The organism is Acinetobacter sp. CFCC 11171 (assembly GCF_003268405.1).
Taxonomy (GTDB): domain Bacteria; phylum Pseudomonadota; class Gammaproteobacteria; order Pseudomonadales; family Moraxellaceae; genus Acinetobacter; species Acinetobacter amyesii.
The window spans coordinates 20,664-44,248 of the sequence record NZ_LQXP01000009.1 but is presented as its reverse complement, the minus strand read 5'-3'; the positions used below and the strand labels follow the sequence as shown (position 1 = coordinate 44,248).

Here is a 23,585-nt window from a genome sequence, read left to right as displayed (position 1 = left end):
TTTTCTCCGGTATTTATGGATGTTTGAGAACAATGTTGGTGCAGAGTCTCAACTTCATAATATCAGGGAAAATATGGATTTTTTAAAAAAGAAACCCACCGCTAGGGTGGATTGGATAAGGTTTATAGGTATGAAAGTAGTACAAAATCGAAAAGAGTGGCGTCACGAAACAGTGATGCAATTAATAGAAATATCTAAATTAGATGTAGCAACAGCAATTGAAGAAGCCAAGAAATTGGAAAAGTATGTTTTCCAGAATGATTTTATTGTGGAAATTGATAATGAAGAGCAAAAACAGGCTCTTGAAAATTTAATCAAAAGCCTTAAGTGTGATTAATCAAATACACTAGATTTTGGGCTGTTTGCTTTTAAGCAGTAATCGTATTCAGCTTTATTGATGTCCTTAACTGATTGCTCGTAGGTTTCAACCCATAAATCAGCACTCGTGATATCAAAAGCGATAGGGTCCTTATCAGCAATTCTAGCTTTGGTTAATTCTATAGCCAAAGCTTTTTTAATCTCATCTTTCACTCAGTTCTCCACCCGATCTGTTTTAAAGGACTGCGTCGGGTTCGCAGTTTTAACTACCCAAGCACCCTCATGCTTGGGTTTTGTTTTTTAATTAGCTCTAGTTCTGCGCTTAGCGCGATATGTATAACGAATGCAATCAACAACTTGACCTACAAAATGGCAATCCTCATCTAGAGGAATGATGTTGGGTTGAAAGTTTGGATTTAGCGCCTGAAGGTAGCGAGATCCATCAGTCTCAATTACCAATTTCTTAAATGTAGCGTCTTCAAGTCTTCTTACAACAATCATGTCACCAGACTGCATATCACTGTAATAAACATCGGGATCAACAAGAATATAGTCACCCTCAAGGAAATCAGGATTGTTACTAATGCCTTGAACCTTTAAGTAAAAACAGTTGGTGCATTCTTCAGGAAGTGGAAGCCATTCCTCTACTTGCGACATATCCACAGCTTGAACACTGGTGAATACACCTGCCTGCACCCATGAAAGGACTGGGGCCATCTTTGACACAACAGGGGTTACATTTCCAAAAGAGCCGTAAGACTCGCCTTTGCCAGTAAGAATGTACTCAGTAGACACACCTAATTCACTTGCTATTGCATCAAGTGAAGCTGCTTTAGGTAAATAACTATCCTTTTCCCACTCCGTGACAGCGGGCGAACTTACACCTGCAATCTTAGCTAACTGCGCTTGAGTTAATTTTTTTGAGCGTCTAAGCGCACGTATACGCTGACCAATAGTTTGATTTTCCATATAAGTTATCTTACATGTTGCTTTTATAAGTTTTCTTTGATTAAATACTAAGAAATCTTATTTTTAAGGTGTGCGAAATGACCAGACAAGAAGCTTTTGAGCTACTTGGCGTTAATGGTGTTGAGCTGGCTGAGATGCTTGGAATCAAACCGCCAGCTGTCTACCAATGGCCAGAAAACAAAATACCACTTGCACGTGAATATCAGATTCGCGACTTAGCAAGCGGAAAAAAACCATTAAAGCATCAAGTTGCTTAACCAATTATCACTCGGTCAATGTTTTGGATAAACGTGAAATAAAACAAGGATTTCACAATGCAAGAAATAACACTAAGCCGTGAAGCACAGACGGCAATTTTTAAAATGATTAATCAGACCAAGGGGATTTCACCAAAAGAAATCGCTCAAGTTACTGGTGATTCACATAACACGATTTGCAACTACGGAAACGTAGGCATGCCAAACCATTTACCGAGTTTAAAAAAGCTCGAGACCATCATGATGTATACGCAAAATCCTGAAATTTTACGCGTATGGGCACATCAGTTGGGTTATGCGCTTGTACCAGTCGGTTGTGATTCAAGCAAACATCATGAGTTATCAATTTTTGAGGCAATGATGCAACACAACATTAAAAGCGGCAAAGCAAACCATGTTGTGTATGAGGCTTATGAGGATGGCGTTATTACACCTGCGGAATATGAAGAAATTCACCAGTTAACGCAGGGCTTAACAGAATTGATTGCAGCAGTAGATCAGGCTGCGCTTAAGCAAATGAAAAAATACACATCAAATTTAGAAATAGAAAAAGCCTGAGGTCAGAACTCAGGCTTTTAGATTCATTAATCATGGAACCAATGAATATGAAACCAAATATACCACAAAACAATGACATGGCAAACGAAGGGTTTCTTAATGGCGACGTCGTGGTCTTCACAGACCCAATCAAACCAGGCCATCTAATGACCGTACATAAAGTCCAAGGTGATGGCGTACTACTGGATGGAAATCACAACTTTGCGCTGAGCCATTTAGTGCGTCCGGCAACGGTTGCTGAAGTCTTGGCTAAACGTCGTTTGACTGCTGCTGAACAAGCGCTTGCGGTGGTTCCATGATCACCAACAAGGCAATTAAAAAGCAACCTGAGCATAAACACCTGCAGGGCGTTCAGAGTTGGTATGACCCAGCACTACGCACGCTCAATGGTTTATTGGATATCCGAAAGGCCAACTTACGCAAGATCAATCGTGATGAAGCCAATGCTGCAGTCACACGTGATGAGTTTATCGAAATGCTAACCAATGAACATCGGATCTCGGCCTGGTATGCCGGTGAAATTATCTCAAGCTTACTGCGTTCAGAAATGATTTTGATGTTTGGACGTTTTATACAGATTAATGAAGGGGTGAACTCAAAATGAGCCAATTTACGCCCAATAGCTTTCAAGTGCCAAACGCATTTGTGGACGAAGTGCTGAACCAAATCTCGGACGCTGCATGCAAGATTTATCTTGTGGTGTGCCGTAAAACACGCGGATGGAACAAAGTGATGGATTCGATATCACTAAGCCAGTTAGAGGAAATTACGGGTAAGAGCCGTCCAACAGTCATCAAAGCAAAAAACGAGTTAATTCAGGTTGGTTTGTTGGTAGAAATGCCGAGCACGATTTATGGAAATACCTTCAAACTTGGTGACGAAACAAGTGTTGGTTGGACTGTGAAATTCCCTAGTAAAAAAAATTTACTAGGTGAAAAAGCAGCCATTGCTAGTAAAGATTCTTTACCACTGCTAGTAAAAAAATTTTACCCCGCTAGTAAAGAATTTTTACCATTCCTAGTAAAAAATTTTTACACACAAAAAACACTATCAAAAGACACTAATCAAAATAAAAAAATAAATAAAAAAAGAATCCGTGTTTCAGAACAACCTTCGACTAAAAAACCAAAAGTTGAAACTCAAAAAACATATGACCCGAAATCATGTGAATTACCAAGATTGGTAAATCAGGATTTATGGAATCAATTTGTGGATATGAGAACAGCGTCTAAAAAACCACTCACTGAAAACGCTGTAAAACTCATTTTGAAAAAACTCGAGTCATACGGATCTTTGGCAGACCAATCCTTGGAAAACTCAATCATTGGAAACTATCAAGGCGTTTTCCCTCCAAAACAGCAGAATTTGCAGCAAGACCAGACTGGAATTCAGGAGCCGAGTTATTTCGCTCAGTCATTTGATCAAAAAGGTGGATCGAGCATTATCGACGTAACACCCGATGATTACGCTTTGGTGGGAGGATATTGAGATGAATCACTTGGTTTGTCGTGACGACGTGCATGAGTTGATTGCAACCTTACGAACACTCTACGCATCACAGTTTAATAAAAACTTCCCAGCAGACGGTAAGAACTCAATCCCAATGCAAGTTGTAGAAGAGCGTGTTGCAAAAGCCATGATCGGTGTGACATCAGAGCAGTTTCAACGTGGTTTGCTCTTGTTGAGTACCAGCGGCAATAAGTTCATGCCTAGCTTTGCTGACTTCCGAACCATGTGTATTGGCGAAGATTGGTGGAATGCTCAAAAGGCTTGGATCAAGGCATGTGATTACACCAAGATCATGAAGCACCAACCAACTGAATTACCTGATGGCACATTTCAGTACCGTGAAATCACTAAACTCGCCAAGTTTGCTTTGGATCAGGTTCGCCATTACATCAACGACGGCGAAATGTACCGCGCCAAAGATGAATTTATTCGCTTATACGAAGCTTACGTGATGGAAGCACAAATCAAAGGCCGTGTTCAGGAATGGTACCAAGAGCCAAAAACGTTGACCTGGAATAACGAAGCTGAAGAGTATCGACCAGCTACAAACGAAGAAGCACAAAAGCACCTTGAAGAACTAAAGAAAAAGCTGAATGTGAAAAATCGTGCGGTACCACAGCCACAAAAGTTGAAAGCTACACCGAAACAACAACCAGTTGAAACGTATTGGCCAGATCCTTTCGATAACCCTCAAGCGTATTTGCACAAGTGCGCCGTCGATGGCGTGAAAGTACCGATTGAAATTCGCAGACAGTTTGAGGGCTAAATGATGCAAGTAGGAAATAGCGTAAAAGTGGATTTTGTTTCTGAATCACGTACTGAGTTTTCAGGCAATCGCTTCACTGGCCACGGCGTTATAGATCGTCTTGAAGATGGTCGTGTATTTGGTCGACTAGATGACGGTACGCCATTTATGTGCTCACCAAGTGATGTTGAAGTGATTCCAGCTGAAGTATGTGAACACGGTTATGACGTTGCATGCTTGATCTGTGGTTTTGGATCCGTTGATGGGGAAAGGATATGGCACAGCAAAAAGTAGAGCATGACTTCCAAACGATGGACTGGTGCCGATCACAACATGCGGTGGCTCAAGGTGAGCAGATGCTACTGGTATTGCGTCAAATGATGGCTAAACGTGGAAAAACAAGTGCTACTGATGTTTTAGGATGGATTGGAAAAACACGTCGTACCGCACAACGCTACTTAGATCAGTTGGAAAGAGCTGGGTATGTCATCCGTGATGATGCGACACCATCAGGCTTTACACCGACTGATAAAACAAAACAAATTTTTACCATCAAATTGGTGAATAAAAATGACGAATAAATTTGAAGATTTTATAGCGCCGTTTTGTGGCAAAAGTAACGAATGGGCTCGGGGAGCTGCTACAGCATGGCAGCATCGTCAGAATGAAGTTGATCAACTGAATGATCGTTTGAATGCTATGGAACAGTGCTACATCGCAATGAAAAAAGAACGTGATGATGCTTTGTATCTTAAAAACGAACATCGCAAACGTAGAGTGGAATTGTCAAAGGTGTGTATTGATCTTCATTCACGCTTAAATCAAGTGGTCCATGACAGCATGGAATTGCTTGGTGAGGACACCTCGACACCACAAGTGATCATTGATGCTGAGCGTCGAGGTGCACCATGCCTATAAGCAAAAAACAACGTGAAGCCTTAAAGCAAAAATACGGCGGTCATTGCGCTTACTGTGGTTGTGAACTGAGTGATAAGTGGCATGCAGATCATATTGAAGCAGTGAAACGTGATTTGATTCATGTAGGTGGTGGCAAGTTAATTTCAGGTGAAATGACGCGACCAGATTTAGACACTATTGAAAACATGAACCCTGCTTGTGTGCCGTGTAATACAAATAAATCATCAATGACAATTGACCACTGGCGATCTGTCTTAACACATTATCGTGATGTACAGCTTTTACGTGATAGCAATCATGCTCGGCACTTAATGCGTTTTGGTTTGCTTGAAATTAAACAACAGCCAGTGACGTTTTTCTTTGAAACGTATCGTCGGGGTGAACATGCCTAAACGTATTCCTTGTCAAAGAGACCTTCGCAGTAAGGATCCTGAAATCTATGCTGCAGCCATAATTCGATGTCAGAACGCTGCACAAGATTGCCCAGAAGCTGGTCGATGCCAATACGACGGTGAATGCTTCAATAAATTGAGTCATGCCGAAGCGGTTGAGCGTTTGGAAATGGTTGAAAAGGAGCTTGAGGAATATAAATGCAAATGGTCAAAGCTGAATAGCTCACATCTGCATTTGCTTTCAAGCCTGAAATTGGCAATGAGTGATGCTGTACAGAACAATAATCAAGAACGTGTATTTGCCTACCGTTCCTGTATAGCGATGTTAGAAAGGGCGATTTAGTACCTTATGACAAGTTACTCATTGGCTGAATACCACAAGATGTTAGGAATCGAAAAACCGAAAAAGGGGTGTAAGCGTCCCACGGTTAAAGCAGCACGTGAAAGTGTAGGTGAGTCCACTTTGGCCATGCAATTGCGTGCGGTGAAAATTCAGTTTGAGCAGGAATTTAGGTTCCATCCCAAACGCAAATGGAAAGCTGATTTTCACCTAATCGGCAAGAAAATATTGATTGAGGTCGAAGGCGGTATATGGAGTGGTGGACGCCATACCAGAGGCAAGGGGTATATCGGGGACATGGAAAAATATAACTCAGCAACGATGATGGGTTACCAGGTAATACGTTTTAGTACAGAGCAAGTGAAATCAGGTTCAGCGATTGAACAAATTGAGAAGATGGTAGGGGATTTAGGATGAATGCAGCGCTGACAATTATGCAATCAACAAATTGGGCTAAGTTTAGCTTTGAAGACTGGTTACGCCAGTTTGGGGCATGGATGAATGGAGACAGTGAAACAATGGTAATGGTCGTGAAGACTATGCCGACCAAACGCATTACTCAAGAACAGCGTGATAAATTGCTTGCGATGTATATGAACGATGAAAAACTTAAAGATCGATTATGTGTACAACGCCGTGGCACATGCTGTCAGATCGACAATAATGAAGCACGTGCGATTCATAAATTGATCTTAGATATCCAAGCCATCAATGATGAAATTGTACAGGAGTGGGTATCTGCACTTTGGTCACATTACGTGATGGGCAATTCATTACGTGATATCGCTGAAAGCAATGACACATCGGTTCTGCAAATACGCCAGGATATTAAATGCGGATTGGCATTTATCAAGTCTCGTTATCCTCGATTCAAGATTGATATATTCGAAAAAAAGGCTGAAAAATCAGCTTGAATGTGCGCACGGGGTATGGCATATTTGTGATATAGTGACCGAAGTGTACGTTGATGCACTAAGTTAATTTAAAAGCTCGCCAAATGGTGGGCTTTTTTATTGCCTGAAATTTCCTATAAACCTGAATCATTGGTGATCTTATGAAATAACGTCAGCCGATTGGTAACTTGGATTTGTGACGCTGTGAGTAAATTCTCTCAGCTAAAAGCACAAACGGTGTGATGCAGAAACCAGCCGTATAAGTGGTTTGAATCCAGTGTTATTTCGTCACGCACTGAGTGAGCCTCAGAGTAAAACCTTAAGAAATGGGGTGACTCCCCAAATAATGACTGAATCGAAATCTAAATAGCACAATCCATAGCTCACTTGGGTATGTGTGGATTTAGTGAGTAGCGTCTAGCCCGCGATAAGGGCCTTCGTTTTCATCGTGATGTGAGTTGTGTGTCTCCAATGCACTAGGATGGCTCACATCACAATGAGAATGGAAGTTGGAGCCAACGACATGCTGAAATTATTAAAATGCTTATTCGGCATTCACACATACGAATACACGTATGAAATTGAATGTCGTGACTGTGAAAAGAAAAAGTAGGACCCGCGTTCCATGGGGGAGCGCCTTGGCTGTTATGCAGCAGAGCCACATACATGTGAACGAGTGTATGTGGCTTTTCTTTTTTACATATTCAATTGATTAGCGCCGTAGAGGTTCCTATGACAGATCGTGTGCAAGCTAAACAAGATTTACAGTTCTGTTGTGCGGAGCTGGCGAAATATCAAAACCTCAGCCGTTCAGGTCTTAAGCGTCATCAAATGATTGCGATTGATGAAATCATGATTGAGCTTAAGGAGCGCATCCGAAACTTACGGAACGTACTGCAATGAGCAATGAAGTCGGACAAGCCATACCAGTTCGACCATACCCACCAAAAGAAATATTCGATTTAGATACGCCTAACTTTATCCCAGCACCAGAACTGTGGGCATGGATTAAAGCTGTATTTCTAAATGAACATTCTGAAGTATTTAACCCTGATCATATTCACCTGGACTCATTTTACTGGCCACAGATCGCCGTGATGTGGGCAAACGGCGGATTTATCAAACAGGGGCGCTTTGTCGTTGGTCAAGCTGAGAAAGTCATGATCAATGTGGGTGGATGGAAGAAAGCACGCCAAGAGGAACAATTTGAGCAATGGTTTGGTCAAGTTCCTGAATATCTCATTACCGTTGATGCCAAATTTGCCCAAGTGGCGAATGATATTGCCTTTTGTGCACTGGTTGAGCATGAGCTTTACCACATTGCACATAAGCGGGATGAATGGGGTATCCCACAATTTAACCGTGAAACAGGTTTACCAAAGCTTGAGATCAAAGGGCATGACGTGGAGGAATTCACTGGTGTGGTACGCCGTTATGGTGCAAGCGAAGAAGTTCAAACCATGATTGATGCAGCGAAACAGCGACCTGAAATTTCAAGAGCCGATATTTACCATGCGTGCGGTACTTGCTTTCTGAAGGTTGTTTAAATTTTTTTGTCCATTAAGTTGGACGAAGTTGGACGGATAAAGAGCAATGGCAACGCTAAATCAAAAGCACAAACTCTTTATCGTGCGTAGCTTAGCGCAGTGGAATACACCTACTGAAACCGTTGAGCTTGTCCAACAAGAGTTTGGCATCACTATTTCACGTCAGCAGTGTGAGGCATACGACCCGACCAAACGGACAGGGCAAAACCTCAGTAAAGCATTAGCTGACGAGTTTTATACAACCCGGGAGCAGTTCCGTAAAAACACAGATGAAATGCCCTTGGCAAATCTCGCCGTGCGCTTACGACATTATGAGAATTTGCTGAATAACCCACAGAACAAACGCAATCCGATTTTGCAGCTGACCATTCTTAAACAGGTGGCTGAAGATGTCGGTGGCAAGTACACCAATAAAACAGAATTGACTGGCGCAGGTGGTGGACCATTACAAAGCGAAAATGTTACCTACGTGGATGCTAGCCCTGAATTAGTGAAGCAGGTGTTAGATGAACTCGAAAGTAAATACTAGACCGCTTGAGATAAAGATCGAACGTGAGAAATGTGAACGTGAACATTTGTTTTTCACACGCCGTTTTTTCATGCCAAGAATGGGCTTTAAGTTTTCGGTCAATTGGCACCATGAATATATCGCTTGGGCGATTGATGAAGTCATTGCTGGTCGCATTGAAAACTTAGTCATTAACGTCCCACCTGGTTCGGGTAAGACTGAATTACTGACCAATCTGATTGCACGCGGTATCGCACGTAATCAGCGTTCACGATTCTTATATTTATCATTCTCGCAGTCACTTGTAGAGGATGTGTCATCCACGGCGCGAAACATCGTGAAATCGGTCGATTTTCAGGGCTTATGGCCTGTAAAGATCTCGACCAGTACGGATGCTAAGGCAAGTTGGAAAACCACTGTAGATGGCTATGAAGCGGGGCACGTGTATAGCGCCTCGATGGGTGGTCAGGTTACGGGTCGCCGTGCAGGTACTTTAGCAGATGCTGGATTTACCGGTGCGATTATTCTGGACGATCCGCTCAAGCCTGAAGATGCATTCAGTAAGACGGCGCGTAACAAGGCAAACCGTAAGATTCTGAACACGGTCAACTCACGTAAAGCTAAATCATCTACACCGATTATTCTGATCATGCAGCGTTTACACGTTGAGGATCCGACTAACTTTGTGATGACTGGTAACGTGCCGGGGAAATGGCATCAGATCTCGATACCGGCACTGATTGATGATGACTATATCAACTCATTGCCTGAGCATATTCGTAAGAAAGTGCCACGTGATGTGGAGCGTGACGAGAAAGGACGCCAAAGCTATTGGCCACTGAAAGAATCGTTACAGTCATTACTGCAGTTAGAGAAAGGCGGTGAGGACAAAGACGGCGCTACGGTGTCTCGTTATACGTTCAGCAGTCAGTACCAGCAAGAACCTAAAAAGCTCGGTGGTGATCTTGTTAAGGCTGAATGGTTCGGTCGCTATCTCGAATTGCCTCCACTCAAATGGCGTGCGATCTGGGCAGATACGGCGCAAAAGACTAAAGAGCATAACGACTATTCAGTGTTCTTATGTGCAGGTCTTGGGCATGACAATCGCCTGTATATCATCGACGTGCGCCGTGGAAAATGGGAAGCACCTGAGCTGATTAAGGAAGCTAAGGCTTTCATCAATAAGCACAAGGAAAGCAATACCAAGATCGGCAAGCTTCGATACATGGCCATCGAGGACAAGGCATCAGGCACGATGCTGATCCAAAACATTTCGCGTGATACCACATTACCAATCAAAGCGATTCAGCGTGATACGGACAAACTGACGCGTACCATGGACGTGGTGTTCTACGTTGAAGATGGTCGTGTCATGTTGCCTGTAAGTGCACCGTGGTTATTGAACTATGTGGAAGAGATCGAGGGGCTTACTGCCAGCATGTCACATGAGCATGATGACCAATGGGATCCTACCATCGATGCGATTAATGACTCACTTGCGAAAAAGCCGACTGTATTTGATTAGAGGTATTTATGGCTAAAGATAAAAACAATGCAGACGGCAAGCTTAAAACCATGGTCGCTGATGCTGTCAAAAAAGCAATCAACGCCATTGGTGATGCTGGTGCATATACAAACCTGGTATCTAATATTGGTACCGAGCGTGACAAAGCCACAGGTGGTAAGTTCGTCCGTAAAGACATTGACGATGAGCAGCTTGAAGCTGTGTACCAAAACTGGCTTGCACGCCGTATTGTAAATCGTCCTGCATCGGACATGCTTCGTGCTGGATGGTTCTATGAAGGCATTCAAGGTGATGATTTAAAACGGCTTGAGGAGGCGTGTAAGGCGTTTCACTTAGAGCATGTGCTTTTATCAGGCTTGATTCTTTCTCGCCTCTATGGCGTTGTGTATATTCTGCTTGGCACGGCTGATGGTGCTGCCTTAGATCAACCTTTAGATATTTCTAAACTTGGCCAAGGTCGTTTGGAATTCTTCACAGTCGTGAAAAAGAAATACATCACGGCGGATAAAAACAGTTATTTACCGCCGTCGGCATGCTGTGGATTGCTAAAACAGCCTGAATTTTATGAAATGAAAATGGGGAATGAAGCGAAAAAGCGCATTCACCATACTCGCTTAATTCGTATTGCTCATGCCGATGTGGTTAATGAAGAACCTCAGAGCATTTTGCAAGAAGTCTATGAGGATCTGCTCGACCATGCCAGTGTGAAGAAAGGCTCAGCAAGTTTGATTCATGAATCGAAGATTGACGTCATTCAAACGCCTAATTTGGTTGATAAGATCAAAGAGGATATGAAAGGCGTCATGGAACGTTTCATGTCTGTGGGCTTGATGAAAAGCTTAAACGGCATGATCGTGTTGGATGCTGAGGAAAAGTACAATTCTAAGATGTATAACTTCGCTGGCTTGCCTGACATGATGCGTGAATTCTCAGTCCAGACGGCGGGTGCCGCAGAGATTCCTTATACGATGCTGTTTATGCAGTCTCCTGCAGGTATGAATGCCACGGGTGAATATGACACACGGAACTATTACGATACGATCGCCACTAAACAAGAATGGCACGTCAAGCCGATCTTGATGAAGTTCCTCGCAGTGATCTGTCAATCTACATTTGGACGACAGATACCAGGCCTGGATGTGGTATTCAATCCGCTCTGGCAATTGGATGCGAAAGTCCGTGCGGAAGTGGAAAAAGCCAATGCTGAGCGTGATGAAAAGTATCTCAATATGGGCATCATCACTGAGCCTCAGATCGCACGTCAGCTGAATATCGACGGCGTTTACTCTGTGATTAGTGAAGATCACATCAAATTGCTGGAAACCATGGTGACAGCCAATGACGACGATCATACAGATCCTTAAGCCTCAGCTTCAGCAGATCAAGAAACGCAAGAAAGGTCGCAAGGCTAAGCCTAAAGCAGTCAAGGTCAATCGCCGTGTTGAGCTGTTTTATACACGTCAGCTTTTGGAAATCTCCAAATATTGCCAGCAACAAACCAAGGATTTGGTTTTACCTACCGTTGGCCAAAACATTGGCGATAGCTGGGTGACGGATATATTCACGGCGTTACGTGAAAAGATGGTGAAGTACACCATGGAAGTGTCGGTATCTTTGGCCACTAAGGTGGTCATGGATACCAGTAAAGAAGTGGATAAGCAGATTGCAAGCCATACCAAGACCATCCTTGGTGTGGACCTTACGCCGTTTTTCCGTGGTGCTGATATTCAGGATGAGATCGATAATCAGATTGCTGCAAACGTTTCACTGATTAAGTCTATCCCAAGTCAATACACTGATAAGCTTGAAGCCTTAGTGATGAATGCCTTGCAGACAGGGCAGACCAATGAGGCATTGGCGCAGGAAATTAAAAAGCTCGGTCATAGTACGGACTTTCGGGCACGCTTAATTGCTTCTGATCAGATGGGCAAGATCAACGGCGCTATCAATAAGAAGCGTCAGGAATCCATGGGTGTGGAAACATACGATTGGCAAGATTCCAACGATGATCGTGTGCGTCCGTTATGTGCCAGCCATCATGGCAAAACCTTTCGATGGGATACACCGCCTAAGGGTGGGCATCCTGGTCAGAAGATCAAATGCCGATGCACAGCGTTGCCGAATTATGAGGATATCCTGATTGATTAAATTTTATAACTTTCATAAAGTTGATTCTCATTAGATAGGAATTTTCTTATGCAAGTTGAAATTATTAATCATGATCATTTAGCAATAGATGCGGATTTGGACGTTGTACCTCGAATTGGTGAAATATTTACCGGTACAACTGAACACGGCGACGAAGTTTCAGGTACCGTGCGTGATGTTGAACATAGTTATAATGCTGCTCGAGGTGGTCACTCAATCCGAGTGTATCTTAAGCCTTGAATAATGCTGATTATTGACCCACTTCGGTGGGTTTTTTATTGCCCACAGAAAGGTGATGTCATGCGTAAAAAGAAATTTTCCAAGGCGCGTTTTTATCGCCGTTTGGAAGCTCAAAACAAAAACAAAGGTTATGCGCACGTAGGATTTGATACGGCGCATCCACAAGGGGATTACTCAGTCATCATCGATCCTGAAGCATGGAAAGATGCGCTGGAACGTGCTGGCAAGGCTTTAGGTCAGTGGTGTGCTCAGTTGAATGATTCGCTGAATTATATGGCTGAATATCTTGCAACAGATGAAGGCAAAGCAGCTTTAGCTAAGGCTCGAGGTCAAATCAAACAAACCTTGGAAAAGCGACGTGTTCAAGTAACTGATTGGGACGTCATGCAAAGCGGTTACCCAGACTGCCAAATTTATCCTGATTTCAGTAGCAACATGGAAGCAGATCTATTACGCAAACCACTTTATTCAAAACGGCGTGGACGTGGTGGCTATGTGGAGCATGAAGCCTTGGGATTTGATGAATCATTCCAGCACTTACAGAGTGTTGAATCAGCAGAAAACTTAAGGGCCGATGGGCTCTTTTTAATGCCCAAAATTCAGTAAAACAGCCTGAGCCTAAACCTGAATTTGTGCCACCTCCACCATTGGAAAAAATTGGAGCATCTGAGCCAAATAATGACTCAGGGGTGTTTGGTTGGCGCTTTTTACACATGGCGGCAATCGTAGCTTGTGCACTTCTTTTATGCGGAATCTTACAAAAGCTGAGTCATTAACTCATGAAACTCATTTACCAACTCAAAATTGGTGACTTTGCACCAAGCGAAAGTACACGCTCATTTACTCAAGAAGGGTATCTGAAATGCGTCAACGTACGTTTGGCCAAAGCACCTCAAGTCCGTCAGTACTACGCTTATGAATTTCCCAATTTAGAAGGCTATTCAGCGGATCAGGTCATCAACGTCTATGTGGCAGCTGAGGATCTATTTAAGCCTGAAGTGCTGAAAGGATTCGACGGCGTAGACGCAACGGACTACCACCCACCTAAGAATGAAATCAATGCTTCCAACTGGAAGGAATACCACATTGGCGAATGCGAAAACGTACGCCAGGAAGGTGAGTTCATGCTGGGTGATCTGATCATCAAAGATCAGAACAGTATTAATGCCATTCAAAACAATGAGCGTGTAGAGATCTCATTGGGCTATGCGGCTGATCTTGTCCTTGAACAAGGTACGGCACCAGATGGTACGCCGTATCAAGCCAGATTTATCAATTTTAAAGGCAATCACGTGGCGCTGGTGAAATACGGTCGCTGTGGCGGTGATTGTCGCGTCGGTGACCAAAACCCAAACCCACAAGAGGGAAAAACAATGGAAGTAGTTGTAAATGGTATTCGCTTTGACATTGGCGATAACAAGCCTTTAGCGGATGCCTTGAAAATCCAGCAAGACCAGCTTGAAAACTTAAAAGCGGCAAAACTCAAAGTCGGTGACAAGCAATTTGCCATCGGTGATGAATTACCAGCTGTACAAGCAGTAGTTGATACCTTGCAGACTGAAAATGCCGAACTGAAGCAAAAAGTCGGTGATCTTGAAAAAAACCAAATCACACCTGAAAAACTTGATCAGGTTGTGGCTGAACGTGCGTCAGTGGTTGCGGACGCCGTTGCATTGGTACCCGGTATCAAAACGGAAGGCTGTTCATGTGAGCAGATCAAGCGTGATGTGATCGCGGCTAAAGCTGGTGATGCATTAGTCACTGCTGTCCTTGGTGGTGTCGCCGTGGGTGATGCTAAGCCTGATCAAGTCGACACGGTATTCCGTGCTTTGTCAGCGGTCAAAACGACCACACCAGGCAACGCCGTCGGTGATGCTTTGCATAAACAGCAACAACAGCAAAACAACTATCAAGACCCGAATGAAAATAAGGGTTATGACAAGTCTGCTGCATACAAAACAATTTAAGGGGAACTTGAATCATGGTTCAGCAATTAAATGCGGTAGTCGGTCAGCGTGGCCGTTTAACTGCCAAAGAAGTTGTACTGTCATTACCGCTTTCAGGTCTGACTTTAGTCAATGACGGCGATGTGGTTGTCCGCACGACCGATGGTAAATCTGTAACGGCTGTGGCAGGTGCTACACCTACACGTTTTGGTGTTGTGGTACGCCACGGCGTTGGTAAATCAGGCAAAACGGCGGCTGGCAAAGAAGCTTATAAAGCGGCTGATATGGTGCCGATCATGTTTGAAGGTGCAATTTGGGTTAAACCTACAGCACCGATTACAGACATTACTGCAGCGGTTTATGTAAAAACAGCAAACGGTACCACTGTAGCGCCGTTGGGTTCATTGTCGAGCTCAGCAACTGATGGAACAGAATTACCAGGTGCAGCATGGGAAACCGTGACTGGTGCCGATGGTTTAGCCCTTCTTAATCTTCGTGGAGCTTAATTAAACATGAGCAAATTAGCAAAAATGAAAGCGCGTTTAACGCCGATTTCACATGCCATTCAGGCACAGGTTGGCGATGCGTTCAACATGGATGCATTGGCACAGCTCTTCGTTAAGATCGAAGAACAAAACGAAATTACACCACAGCTGGCGCAGGTCCTTGACTATGCCAAGTTCATCCCAGTAACCAACGTCAATGCGGTTTATGGTGGTGGTGAAATTCTCTCTCGTAAAAAAGGCGTAGGTATTGGTGAAGACTACGCTGGTACCGGTGATGATATTCCGCTTGCAGAAGTTGAATACGACACTGTGAGCTTGCCAGTACGAGTCGGTGTGATTGGTTATCAATATTCAGTGGTTGAATTGGCGACTGCACAGCAAATGAACCTTACGCTTGAAGCGGATAAAGTTCAGGCTGCAAACTTGGCGGCTGAAAAGCACATGTCTAATGTCGCTTGGTACGGTTACACCAAAGCGAATGCCAGCGGACAGCTTGAGCAGGTGAATGGCTTCTTGAACCAAACAGGCGTGACCATCGTGACAGGTCAGCACGATTGGTCTACGGCGACTATTGAAGAGGTTTTATCCGACTTCAATAACTCGCTGGCAAGCTCGGCAGACCTGTTTGATGGTGATGCATCCATTGAGCCTGATACCTACCTAATGGCATCAGCGCAGTACACACACCTTTCAACACGTGTGGTACCAAACTCAGGCGGTAAAACATTCCTGAAGTACATTGAAGAAAACAACATCTTCACCACTCAAGGCAAAACATTAACTATTCGTGGTTCTGGTCGTGGCAATGGTAAAGGTACCGCTGGTGCTGACCGTTCGATCATCTATCGCCGTGATCCATCATGTATTCAATTCAAAGGCAACAGCGTTGAGTTCCTGACGGCGCAACCGAAAGGACTGGATGTACTTGTGCCAGGCCACTACAAATACCAAGGTGTTTGGCTGAAGCGTGTTGATTCACTTCGTTACCTTGACCATGCATAAGGATTAAAATCTCATGGCTAAATATTCATACACATACAGCGGCTCTAATGCCGCTTTTGTTTTTGCAGGCCTGGTGACTTTACCTAAAGGTATCGCCGTAGTAGTTGAAGCCAATCACCACAAAGCACTTCAAAAGAATAAGTTTGCTAAGCATTTGATTGATGCTGCTGAGCTAAGCATTGAAGAAATTGCAGAAGTTGGTGATTCAAAACCTGCTTCAGGTCGTGGTAAAGGCGCTCAATCAGGTAAAACTGATGAAGGTAAAGGCAAGGATGAATCTAAACCTGCTGAGCTCACGATTGATGACGTGCGTAAAGCACTGACTGATCTTGAAATAACCTTTGCTGAAGATGAAACCCTTGAGCAGCTGCAAGAAAAACTTGCTCAAGCTACCGAATAAGGTGAGCTATGGACCCACAAGCTTTTAAGTTGAAGTTTAAGTACGACACGGCGCTGATGAATCTACCCGATGCAGAAATTGCAGACGCATTAGAGGAAGCGGATCTCGTAGTGAAGTCACTTGAATTTGGTGATCTGAAAGAACGTGCTGTGGGTCTATATGCAGCACACATTCTCAAGGTTGCACTCAAATCAAAGTCAGGTAACAGCTTTTCAGATGCCTCGAGTATGACCATTGCAGGTCAGAGCGTGAGCTTTTCACGTTCGGGTACCGATGCGTTTTATAACCAAAGCATTTATGGCCAGCGTTACCTGGCATTAAAAAATTCAATTCCAATCGGTAATGATGGTACCAATCCCAATCGTTTGGGTGTTGGTGCTTTCGTTGTTTAGGAGCAAGGCATGTCATTTAAGTATCAAGCGCCTGAAAATTTCAAAGCGACTTCGCTTGAAATTGCAGGCACCACGTACAAGGTTGAAAAAGGTGTGATCGAGTCGGATACCGACATTGCACACATCTTGGCACCACATGGTTTTAAACGTGCGGTACCTGAAACCAAAGCAGAACCTAAAAAGGAAATTGCTGCTGCAAAGTAGGTGATGTATGAGTGATTACCGTGTTGATGCTGATGTTGATTTTAACGAGGTCAATGAACGTGTACGTGCTGAAATACGGCGCACGGTAAATGCACTCACACTTAAACTTCAGCGCACCATTCAAGAAGACATGCTGACAGGTCAGCGTTTGAATGTGCAGTCTGGGCGTTTAAGAGGATCCGTTTCATCTAAAGTGGAAGAGGATAAGGACTGGATCGAGGGCACAGTCGGTGCAGGTGGTGCTTTGGTACCGTATGCCTTTGCGCATGAATTTGGGCTTAAAGGTGCGATGGCCATTAAGGCGCATCTTCGGATGATCAAGAAAGTCTTTGGTCAGCCGATCACACCACGTCAAATCATGATTAAAGCCCATTCACGTAAAGTGGATATGAAAGAGCGCCGTTTTATGCGTGATTCATTGGATGAAGTGGCGAAGATTGTGCCGAAGAATATTGATGCTGCAATTGTAAGGGGATTAAGCAGTGAATAGTGAAGCCATTTACCAGGCATTGTTTAATCGCTTGTCAGGCATCGAGGGGATTAAAACCACAAGTCGCCGTTTAAAGCATTTCAATCATGTTGCACCTGAAGAGCGTCCAGCTTTATTTGTGACGCAAGGCAATCAAACCGAAGCGCCGGTGAAAGGCTTGGATGCCAAGGTTGAGCTTGAAGCGGAAGTTTATGTCTACATTCATGAATCAGATCCATCCATACCGCCGTCGGTACAGTTGAATCAGATGATTGATCAAGTGCGTGCCAAGCTTGTACCAGATCATCCTGATATTTGCGAATACCAAACCTTAGGGGGATTGGTCGAGCATTGCTGGATTGAGGGTACGATCGAAGTTTTTGAAGCAGTTGAAAACATGCTCGATGACCAGGGGATTGCCATTATTCCGATTCGGATCCTCACCACTACCTAAAGCAATTCATAAATTCCATGACCGCCAATACGGCGGTTTTCTCATTTTTAAGAGGTCGATATGGCTCAATATTTATTTGGTGCCGGTAAAATCTTTGCCACACTATTACAGGATGTGCACGGTAATCCAATCACCAATGGCACACCCGTTGAAGTGGGCGTACTGCAGTCAACGTCAGTTGATATCAGCTATGACTTAAAAGAACTCTATGGCCGTGGTCAGTTCGCCGTGGATGCCGCACGCGGTAAAGGTTCGATTAAGTGTAAAGCAACCATGGGTCGCATCAACGGCGCATTGCTGAATTCTATTTTCTTTGGTGGCGTGGTCACTGAGGGTGGTATTACTGCAGTCGCACAAACCATCAATGGTGAAGTCGTTGCAGCCTCAGTAACACCAGTCGTTCCGAACAGCGGCACATTCGTGAAAGATTTAGGCGTGACTGATGCAAAAGCGATTCCATTAAAGCGTGTAGCGAGTGCACCAGTTGCAGGTCAGTACAGTGTGTCTGAAGCAGGTGTTTATACCTTTGCAACAGCTGATGTCGGTAAAACAGTATTTATCAGCTTCAAATACTCAGCAACAGTGGCAGGCGCTAAGTCCGGTATCGTGAGCAACTTAGATATGGGTTATACGCCTGAATTCAGCGTTGATCTGATGCGTGACTACAAAGGTAAATTCCTGAATATGGAATTCTTCCGCTGTGTCAGCAACAAATTGGCATTTAGCTCAAAACAGGATGATTACGATCTACCTGAATTTGAATTCCAGCCAATGGCTGACGACTTAAACCGCGTCTTTAAATGGACTACTTCGGAGTAATACCAAATGCAATTTAACCAGGTCGAAAACCCACGTGGTAACCCACTTAAAATTAATGGCCAGATTTGGATTTTTGCGCCGTTGTCCTTGGGTGCTGCTGAACAATTGATGCCAAAGCTGAAAAGCTTCGATCCAAGCGATTTCGCTTTGGTGGTAGATGTTGCTTTTAAATCCTTAAAGCGCAATTACCCTGACATTACACGTGAATACGTGGCTGATGAGCTACTCGATGTTGGTCACGTCAATGACGTATTTGAAACGGTCATGGGTGCATCAGGCCTGGTTTATACAGGTGATGAACCTCAAGAAGGTGAATCGGGGGAATAGACTGGGAGGAGCTGTACACGCATTTGGTGCTGACTTTGGGTAAGGATTACGACTACGTGCGTAATGAATTGGATTTCCCAAGGGTCAAGGCATTGAATGTGTATCATAAGCAGTGTCCTCCCAGCCATGTTGGTATTCAGCGATTATGCCGAATCCTTGAAGCGTTTATGGGGATTGAAGACAGTACCGGTTCAGATGGTTTGCAAAACGATGATGAAGATGATTTGTTTGCAGATCTGCAGAACTTTCCTCAGGGTGGCTAAGGTTGCCTTGATTGATTTATATACTTGAGTTGGTTAAAGTTTGTATGACTTTATAATAACTTGGAATAATCATGAAAAAAGTGTTGGGTTTGGGACTGTTAGTACTCACATTAAGCGCTTGTGGTGGTGGTGGCGGTGATGAGTACACTAATGAGGGGAGTGGCAATGGTGCTGTAGTAAATGCTGAGGTGATGGGGATATACACAGGAAGTACAAATCAAGGCCAGTCTGCTATTGGTTTGGTGGATAAAAATAATAAATTTTGGTTCTTATACTCTCCTCCATACAAAAATGGTGTAACTGGTTTTATTGCAGGCAACTTGAAGGTTAGTGGCAATAATGTCAGCAGCTCAAACGGGAAAGATTTTTATTTTGGTGGGTCAAGTGTTTATGACACTACACTTAATGGCACTGTGGACACTAAAAAAAGCTTAAGTGGTAGTATTGCTTATACACCATCAAATCAAGCTACATTTGATACAGTTTACGATGCAACCATGAATAAAGCGGTGGCTAGTCTTGCAACTATTTCAGGTTCTTATAGTGGTGACTCCGCAATAGTGCAAGGTGCTGAGAATGCTAATTTAACAATTTCAAATACTGGTGTTGTTTTAGGTAGAGGGCAAAGCGGTTGCACCTTTACGGGAAAAGTTACAGCTGAGGAAAATACACCCTACTATAATATTAATTTGGCTTTCGGTTACTCACCATGTTACATGGCTGGCCAGGAAGTTAAAGGTGTTGTTTATTATGATGCTGGCGCCAAAACACTTTACGCTGTAGCTGAAAATAGTAGCCGCCAGAATGCAGTATTGTTCTTAGGGACAAAGCAGTAATTAATCAGAGCCTCAAATTGAGTATGTGGAAGCACCTTCGGGTGCTTTTTTAATATCTGAAAATTTTCATACCGCCTCACGGCGGTTTTTTTATGCCTGTGAGATAGGAGTTATGAGCAACAATCGAGTAGAAGTGCACGTTGGTGCGAAGACTTCTGACCTTAAAAAAGGCATGGATGATGCTGAAAAGATCGTTAGCGACGGCGCCAAAAGAATTGAGGATACAGGGAATAAAGTTAAATTTAAGTTGGATTTTTCAGGGATTAAAACTGGTTTAGATGACATAACCAAGAATATTGGCAATAGATTTGAAGATATTGGGAAATCAATTTCAGGTAATCTGACTAAAAGTTTTGCTGCGATTGGAGTTGGTATAGCCGCTTCTGTTGGGACAGCGGTTATTGGATTGGCGTCATTAACGTCTGAAGTTGGTCGAGCGTCTAAGGAATTGGAAATTCAAGCACGATTGGCCAATACAACCACAAAAGAATTCCAAGAGTGGGCATTTGCCTCTAAATCAGTCATGGTCGAACAAGACAAACTATCTGACATCATGAAAGATGTGAACGATAAGTTTGGTGATTTCATGCAAACTGGTGGCGGAGAAATGGCTGATTTCTTCGAAAAAATTGCACCAAAAGTGGGTGTGACTGCCAAAGAGTTCCAAGGCCTTACCGGTCCGCAAATCCTCGAAAAGTATTATCAAACTTTAGAGAAAGCTAACGTATCCCAAGCTGAGATGACTTTCTACATGGAGTCAATCGCTAATGATGCGACGCTATTAGCTCCATTGCTAGAAAACAATGCTGAGAAGCTAAAAGAGTATTCAAAACAAGCGCATGAACTTGGCTTGATCATGGATCAGGAAGCAATTGCTAAGACAAAGGAATTCAATAGTGCTCTAAGTACAATTCAGCAAACTATAGACGGCGTATTCACAAGACTAGCCGCTCAGGCAGCACCTGCACTAACAAACCTGGCAAATGATTTCCTTAGTTTTGCATCAAGATCCAGAGAGGGTATTGATAGCGCAGTCACTGCAATAATCACAACTTTTGAAAGCCTTCTCGATATTGTTCAGAGCCTGTTTAGTACAATCAGTGGGATTTGGAGTGATTTAACAGCTGATATTGGTGATGGATCTATTCAGCAAGTAGGATTTATGGATCTAGTCGCTGGTGCGATGAATGGATTCGCAGCCGTAGCAGTTGGTCTGAAAGTTAGTATTGAAATAGCTTTTGCTGCTATTCGTGCGGTCGTCGCTACAGTGTGCCAAGCCATCAATATTTCAGTGAACAGTGTAATGAATGTGTTTGGAGGATTCCGAGATACGATTCAATACGGTCTTGATGTTTTATCAATTAAGTTCCAGACCTTTGGTAATGTTGTTAGCAATGTTTTGAACTTTAATTTCTCAGCTGCCAAAGCATCTTGGGAAAGTGGTCTATCACAATTAGGTTCAATTACTGATCGCTATACAGGTCAGATGCAGTCACGTCTGAACAATCTAAAAACAAGTTGGAATACTGGTGTAAGCAACACAGCTAATGCTTGGGGTGCAGCAGGTTCAGCTATTGTCAATTCTGCAACAACTGGTGGGCAAAGACTTCAAAATCTGTTCTTAAAAAATCCTACTGTGGTTGGTTCTGCACCACCGCCTACACCCTCACCGACATTTAACCCAGGTAAAGGTATTGGCACAGGGGTTAAGGACTCTAAGGGAAGTTCGGCAAAAGCTAAATCTGATGCTGACGCAAAAGCAAGGGAAAGAGCTGCGGAACAAGAAGCTAAAGCAATTGCTGATATTCGTTATAAGTATGCTACCCAAGAACAGAAAATTAAGCTGGATTTTGAAAAAGCAATTAAAGAAATTGAAAAAGCGAAAATCACAGATGCTGAAAAGGCAGCCTTTAAGGTAAGTGCGGAAAAGGATGCTAGTGACAAGATTACTGCGTTGAATGCTGAACAGTTTGAAAAAGTTAAAGCTATTCGTGAAGCAGAAATTCAAAATAAGCAGCAACAAGCTCAGCGAATCTATGAGATTGAAAAGGCTAATATCCAAGCTGAATTCGATGCTAAGAAGATTTCAAATGTTCAAAAAGCACGGCTTGATAAAGAGCTGGAAGATCAGCTCAGAGCTATCAAGCGTAATGGTTTGCAGGAGCGTCTTGATTTAGAAAACCAAATGTCAGGTATCTCAGGGAAACAAGGCAATCAGAATCAGATTATTAACAATATTTCTGATTTAGATACTGATCAAAAGGTTTCTGATACCAAGCAAGTAGGAGTTCTTTCAGATGCTCAAATGAAAGACTTTGAAGATAAGTTTGGTAGCTTGACTTCTCGCATGTCGGGGCTATGGGATAAAGGCATTCAAGCCATGATGAATGGCACGCTGACTTGGAAAAATGCCATGAATGCCATTTTCACAGAACTGGCTGGGGCATTTATTCAAAGCATGATCACAGCGCCAATGAAAAAGTACGCTGCAAGCTTAGCGACTCGATTGGCCGTAAAGCTTGGATTCATCAAAACTGAAACCGCTGCTGAAGTTGCAGGTCAAACTGCCCAAACTGGTGCTGTCGTGGCTGGTGAGAGTATGAAGACAGCGGCAACAGCTACTGGTGTATTTACGCGTCTGGGCATCAAACTGATGGGTACCATTAAATCAATCATGATGTCTGCGTGGGAAGCCATGGCCGCAGCCTGGGCAGCTTTATCAGCTATTCCTATCGTTGGTCCTGCATTGGGTGTGGCAGCAGGTATTGCCGCTTTTGCCGGTGTATCTGCAATCGTGGGTAAAGTAGCATCTGCTCGAGGAGGCTATGATATTCCTGCCGGCGTAAATCCAATGACTCAATTGCACGAAGAGGAAATGGTCTTGCCTAAACAGCATGCTAATACGATTCGTGCGTTAGGGAAGTCATTGACATCTGATGGCGGATTCAGCACGCCTCAAGCTCCTAGTCAGCAAACAACGAATCATTTCACTGTTCAAGCTTTTGATTCGCGTGATGTTAAACGTTTCTTTGAAAAGCATGGTCGTGAATTAGCGAGTGGATTGAAAGGCCATCGTCGTAATTTCGGTACCTAAGGAGGT

37 protein-coding genes are annotated in these 23,585 nt (G+C 43.5%); 35 read left to right on the top strand and 2 right to left on the bottom strand.

All coding sequences use genetic code 11. The features are described from left to right. The first annotated feature begins 19 nt into the window (after positions 1-19). On the top strand, positions 20-337 hold the full coding sequence (locus tag AVJ20_RS06265) for a hypothetical protein (protein ID WP_111884578.1): 318 nt from the start codon (positions 20-22) through the stop codon (positions 335-337). Here AVJ20_RS06265 and AVJ20_RS06260 read toward each other — a convergent pair. Together AVJ20_RS06260 and AVJ20_RS06255 are read right to left on the bottom strand one after the other, a co-directional pair. Beyond that, positions 334-531: a hypothetical protein gene (locus AVJ20_RS06260; RefSeq protein WP_111884577.1), complete on the bottom strand. Its 198-nt coding sequence runs from the start codon at positions 529-531 to the stop codon at positions 334-336. The genes AVJ20_RS06265 and AVJ20_RS06260 overlap by 4 nt on opposite strands. 87 nt (positions 532-618) lie before the next feature. Then, positions 619-1,287 carry a LexA family protein gene (locus AVJ20_RS06255; RefSeq protein WP_111884576.1) on the bottom strand — a complete coding sequence of 223 codons (669 nt, stop codon included), beginning with the start codon at positions 1,285-1,287 and terminating at the stop codon, positions 619-621. A gap of 77 nt (positions 1,288-1,364) precedes the next feature. Between AVJ20_RS06255 and AVJ20_RS06250 the strand changes: the two genes are divergently transcribed. The 34 genes from AVJ20_RS06250 to AVJ20_RS06090 all read left to right on the top strand — a co-directional run bounded on the left by AVJ20_RS06250 (position 1,365) and on the right by AVJ20_RS06090 (position 23,579). Further along, positions 1,365-1,544, top strand: a complete 180-nt coding sequence (locus AVJ20_RS06250; protein WP_111884575.1) for a Cro/CI family transcriptional regulator — start codon at positions 1,365-1,367, stop codon at positions 1,542-1,544. 57 nt (positions 1,545-1,601) lie between these two features. After that, the gene (locus tag AVJ20_RS06245) at positions 1,602-2,102 is read left to right on the top strand and encodes a phage regulatory CII family protein (protein WP_111884574.1); all 501 of its coding nucleotides are present in this window, start codon (positions 1,602-1,604) and stop codon (positions 2,100-2,102) included. 47 nt (positions 2,103-2,149) lie between these two features. Beyond that, entirely contained in the window at positions 2,150-2,401 is a 252-nt protein-coding gene (locus AVJ20_RS06240) for a hypothetical protein (RefSeq protein WP_228157164.1), read from the top strand. Further along, positions 2,398-2,706, top strand: coding sequence for a hypothetical protein (locus AVJ20_RS06235; RefSeq protein ID WP_111884573.1), 309 nt, complete (start codon positions 2,398-2,400; stop codon positions 2,704-2,706). The genes AVJ20_RS06240 and AVJ20_RS06235 overlap by 4 nt, the downstream gene beginning before the upstream one ends. Continuing rightward, positions 2,703-3,590, top strand: a complete 888-nt coding sequence (locus AVJ20_RS06230; RefSeq protein WP_111884572.1) for a replication protein — start codon at positions 2,703-2,705, stop codon at positions 3,588-3,590. The genes AVJ20_RS06235 and AVJ20_RS06230 overlap by 4 nt, the downstream gene beginning before the upstream one ends. 1 nt (position 3,591) lies before the next feature. After that, entirely contained in the window at positions 3,592-4,377 is a 786-nt protein-coding gene (locus AVJ20_RS06225) for a hypothetical protein (RefSeq protein ID WP_111884571.1), read from the top strand. Next, complete coding sequence (locus AVJ20_RS06220) at positions 4,378-4,650, top strand: hypothetical protein (RefSeq protein ID WP_228157163.1); 273 nt, start codon at positions 4,378-4,380, stop codon at positions 4,648-4,650. Further along, positions 4,632-4,937 (top strand): hypothetical protein, encoded by a 306-nt coding sequence (locus AVJ20_RS06215; RefSeq protein WP_111884570.1) that lies wholly within the window; start codon positions 4,632-4,634, stop codon positions 4,935-4,937. The genes AVJ20_RS06220 and AVJ20_RS06215 overlap by 19 nt, the downstream gene beginning before the upstream one ends. Next, positions 4,927-5,274, top strand: a complete 348-nt coding sequence (locus AVJ20_RS06210; protein WP_111884569.1) for a hypothetical protein — start codon at positions 4,927-4,929, stop codon at positions 5,272-5,274. Before AVJ20_RS06215 ends, AVJ20_RS06210 begins: the two co-directional genes overlap by 11 nt. Continuing rightward, entirely contained in the window at positions 5,265-5,666 is a 402-nt protein-coding gene (locus AVJ20_RS06205; RefSeq protein WP_111884568.1) for an HNH endonuclease, read from the top strand. The genes AVJ20_RS06210 and AVJ20_RS06205 overlap by 10 nt, the downstream gene beginning before the upstream one ends. Then, the gene (locus AVJ20_RS06200; protein WP_111884567.1) at positions 5,659-6,009 is read left to right on the top strand and encodes a hypothetical protein; all 351 of its coding nucleotides are present in this window, start codon (positions 5,659-5,661) and stop codon (positions 6,007-6,009) included. Before AVJ20_RS06205 ends, AVJ20_RS06200 begins: the two co-directional genes overlap by 8 nt. A 6-nt stretch (positions 6,010-6,015) precedes the next feature. Next, positions 6,016-6,423: a DUF559 domain-containing protein gene (locus tag AVJ20_RS06195; RefSeq protein ID WP_111884566.1), complete on the top strand. Its 408-nt coding sequence runs from the start codon at positions 6,016-6,018 to the stop codon at positions 6,421-6,423. Continuing rightward, positions 6,420-6,920, top strand: a complete 501-nt coding sequence (locus AVJ20_RS06190; protein WP_111884565.1) for a hypothetical protein — start codon at positions 6,420-6,422, stop codon at positions 6,918-6,920. Before AVJ20_RS06195 ends, AVJ20_RS06190 begins: the two co-directional genes overlap by 4 nt. A gap of 711 nt (positions 6,921-7,631) precedes the next feature. Further along, positions 7,632-7,802 carry a hypothetical protein gene (locus AVJ20_RS18415; protein ID WP_171319224.1) on the top strand — a complete coding sequence of 57 codons (171 nt, stop codon included), beginning with the start codon at positions 7,632-7,634 and terminating at the stop codon, positions 7,800-7,802. After that, the gene (locus tag AVJ20_RS06185) at positions 7,799-8,446 is read left to right on the top strand and encodes a putative metallopeptidase (RefSeq protein WP_111884564.1); all 648 of its coding nucleotides are present in this window, start codon (positions 7,799-7,801) and stop codon (positions 8,444-8,446) included. Before AVJ20_RS18415 ends, AVJ20_RS06185 begins: the two co-directional genes overlap by 4 nt. Positions 8,447-8,492: 46 nt before the next feature. After that, entirely contained in the window at positions 8,493-8,975 is a 483-nt protein-coding gene (locus tag AVJ20_RS06180; RefSeq protein ID WP_111884563.1) for a DUF2280 domain-containing protein, read from the top strand. After that, positions 8,953-10,479: a phage terminase large subunit gene (gene terL, locus AVJ20_RS06175; protein ID WP_111884562.1), complete on the top strand. Its 1,527-nt coding sequence runs from the start codon at positions 8,953-8,955 to the stop codon at positions 10,477-10,479. The genes AVJ20_RS06180 and terL overlap by 23 nt, the downstream gene beginning before the upstream one ends. A 50-nt stretch (positions 10,480-10,529) precedes the next feature. Beyond that, positions 10,530-11,843 (top strand): DUF1073 domain-containing protein, encoded by a 1,314-nt coding sequence (locus AVJ20_RS06170; protein WP_111884629.1) that lies wholly within the window; start codon positions 10,530-10,532, stop codon positions 11,841-11,843. Next, complete coding sequence (locus tag AVJ20_RS06165; protein WP_111884561.1) at positions 11,818-12,627, top strand: phage minor head protein; 810 nt, start codon at positions 11,818-11,820, stop codon at positions 12,625-12,627. The genes AVJ20_RS06170 and AVJ20_RS06165 overlap by 26 nt, the downstream gene beginning before the upstream one ends. A gap of 48 nt (positions 12,628-12,675) precedes the next feature. Continuing rightward, positions 12,676-12,867, top strand: a complete 192-nt coding sequence (locus AVJ20_RS06160; protein WP_111884560.1) for a hypothetical protein — start codon at positions 12,676-12,678, stop codon at positions 12,865-12,867. Between the two features lie 60 nt (positions 12,868-12,927). After that, a complete protein-coding gene (locus tag AVJ20_RS06155) occupies positions 12,928-13,473 on the top strand; it encodes a hypothetical protein (protein WP_162689740.1) in 546 nt (181 codons plus the stop codon). Between the two features lie 173 nt (positions 13,474-13,646). After that, complete coding sequence (locus AVJ20_RS06150; protein ID WP_111884558.1) at positions 13,647-14,834, top strand: DUF2213 domain-containing protein; 1,188 nt, start codon at positions 13,647-13,649, stop codon at positions 14,832-14,834. Between the two features lie 14 nt (positions 14,835-14,848). Continuing rightward, positions 14,849-15,319 (top strand): hypothetical protein, encoded by a 471-nt coding sequence (locus AVJ20_RS06145; protein ID WP_111884557.1) that lies wholly within the window; start codon positions 14,849-14,851, stop codon positions 15,317-15,319. A 6-nt stretch (positions 15,320-15,325) separates the two neighbouring features. Then, complete coding sequence (locus tag AVJ20_RS06140; RefSeq protein ID WP_111884556.1) at positions 15,326-16,321, top strand: DUF2184 domain-containing protein; 996 nt, start codon at positions 15,326-15,328, stop codon at positions 16,319-16,321. A 13-nt stretch (positions 16,322-16,334) separates the two neighbouring features. Continuing rightward, positions 16,335-16,721: a hypothetical protein gene (locus AVJ20_RS06135; protein WP_111884555.1), complete on the top strand. Its 387-nt coding sequence runs from the start codon at positions 16,335-16,337 to the stop codon at positions 16,719-16,721. Positions 16,722-16,729: 8 nt separating this feature from the next. Then, positions 16,730-17,113: a DUF4054 domain-containing protein gene (locus AVJ20_RS06130; protein ID WP_034703003.1), complete on the top strand. Its 384-nt coding sequence runs from the start codon at positions 16,730-16,732 to the stop codon at positions 17,111-17,113. Between the two features lie 9 nt (positions 17,114-17,122). Next, a complete protein-coding gene (locus AVJ20_RS06125) occupies positions 17,123-17,317 on the top strand; it encodes a hypothetical protein (RefSeq protein WP_111884554.1) in 195 nt (64 codons plus the stop codon). Between the two features lie 7 nt (positions 17,318-17,324). After that, on the top strand, positions 17,325-17,807 hold the full coding sequence (locus AVJ20_RS06120) for a hypothetical protein (RefSeq protein ID WP_111884553.1): 483 nt from the start codon (positions 17,325-17,327) through the stop codon (positions 17,805-17,807). Continuing rightward, a complete protein-coding gene (locus AVJ20_RS06115; protein ID WP_111884552.1) occupies positions 17,800-18,240 on the top strand; it encodes a hypothetical protein in 441 nt (146 codons plus the stop codon). The genes AVJ20_RS06120 and AVJ20_RS06115 overlap by 8 nt, the downstream gene beginning before the upstream one ends. Positions 18,241-18,300: 60 nt before the next feature. Then, on the top strand, positions 18,301-19,059 hold the full coding sequence (locus tag AVJ20_RS06110; protein ID WP_111884551.1) for a hypothetical protein: 759 nt from the start codon (positions 18,301-18,303) through the stop codon (positions 19,057-19,059). Positions 19,060-19,065: 6 nt separating this feature from the next. Next, positions 19,066-19,386, top strand: coding sequence for a hypothetical protein (locus AVJ20_RS06105; protein WP_111884550.1), 321 nt, complete (start codon positions 19,066-19,068; stop codon positions 19,384-19,386). 26 nt (positions 19,387-19,412) lie between these two features. Next, positions 19,413-19,649, top strand: a complete 237-nt coding sequence (locus AVJ20_RS06100) for a hypothetical protein (protein ID WP_111884549.1) — start codon at positions 19,413-19,415, stop codon at positions 19,647-19,649. A gap of 71 nt (positions 19,650-19,720) precedes the next feature. Then, the gene (locus tag AVJ20_RS06095; protein ID WP_111884548.1) at positions 19,721-20,485 is read left to right on the top strand and encodes a hypothetical protein; all 765 of its coding nucleotides are present in this window, start codon (positions 19,721-19,723) and stop codon (positions 20,483-20,485) included. Between the two features lie 112 nt (positions 20,486-20,597). Further along, positions 20,598-23,579, top strand: coding sequence for a phage tail protein (locus AVJ20_RS06090; protein ID WP_111884547.1), 2,982 nt, complete (start codon positions 20,598-20,600; stop codon positions 23,577-23,579). Positions 23,580-23,585: the final 6 nt, after the last annotated feature.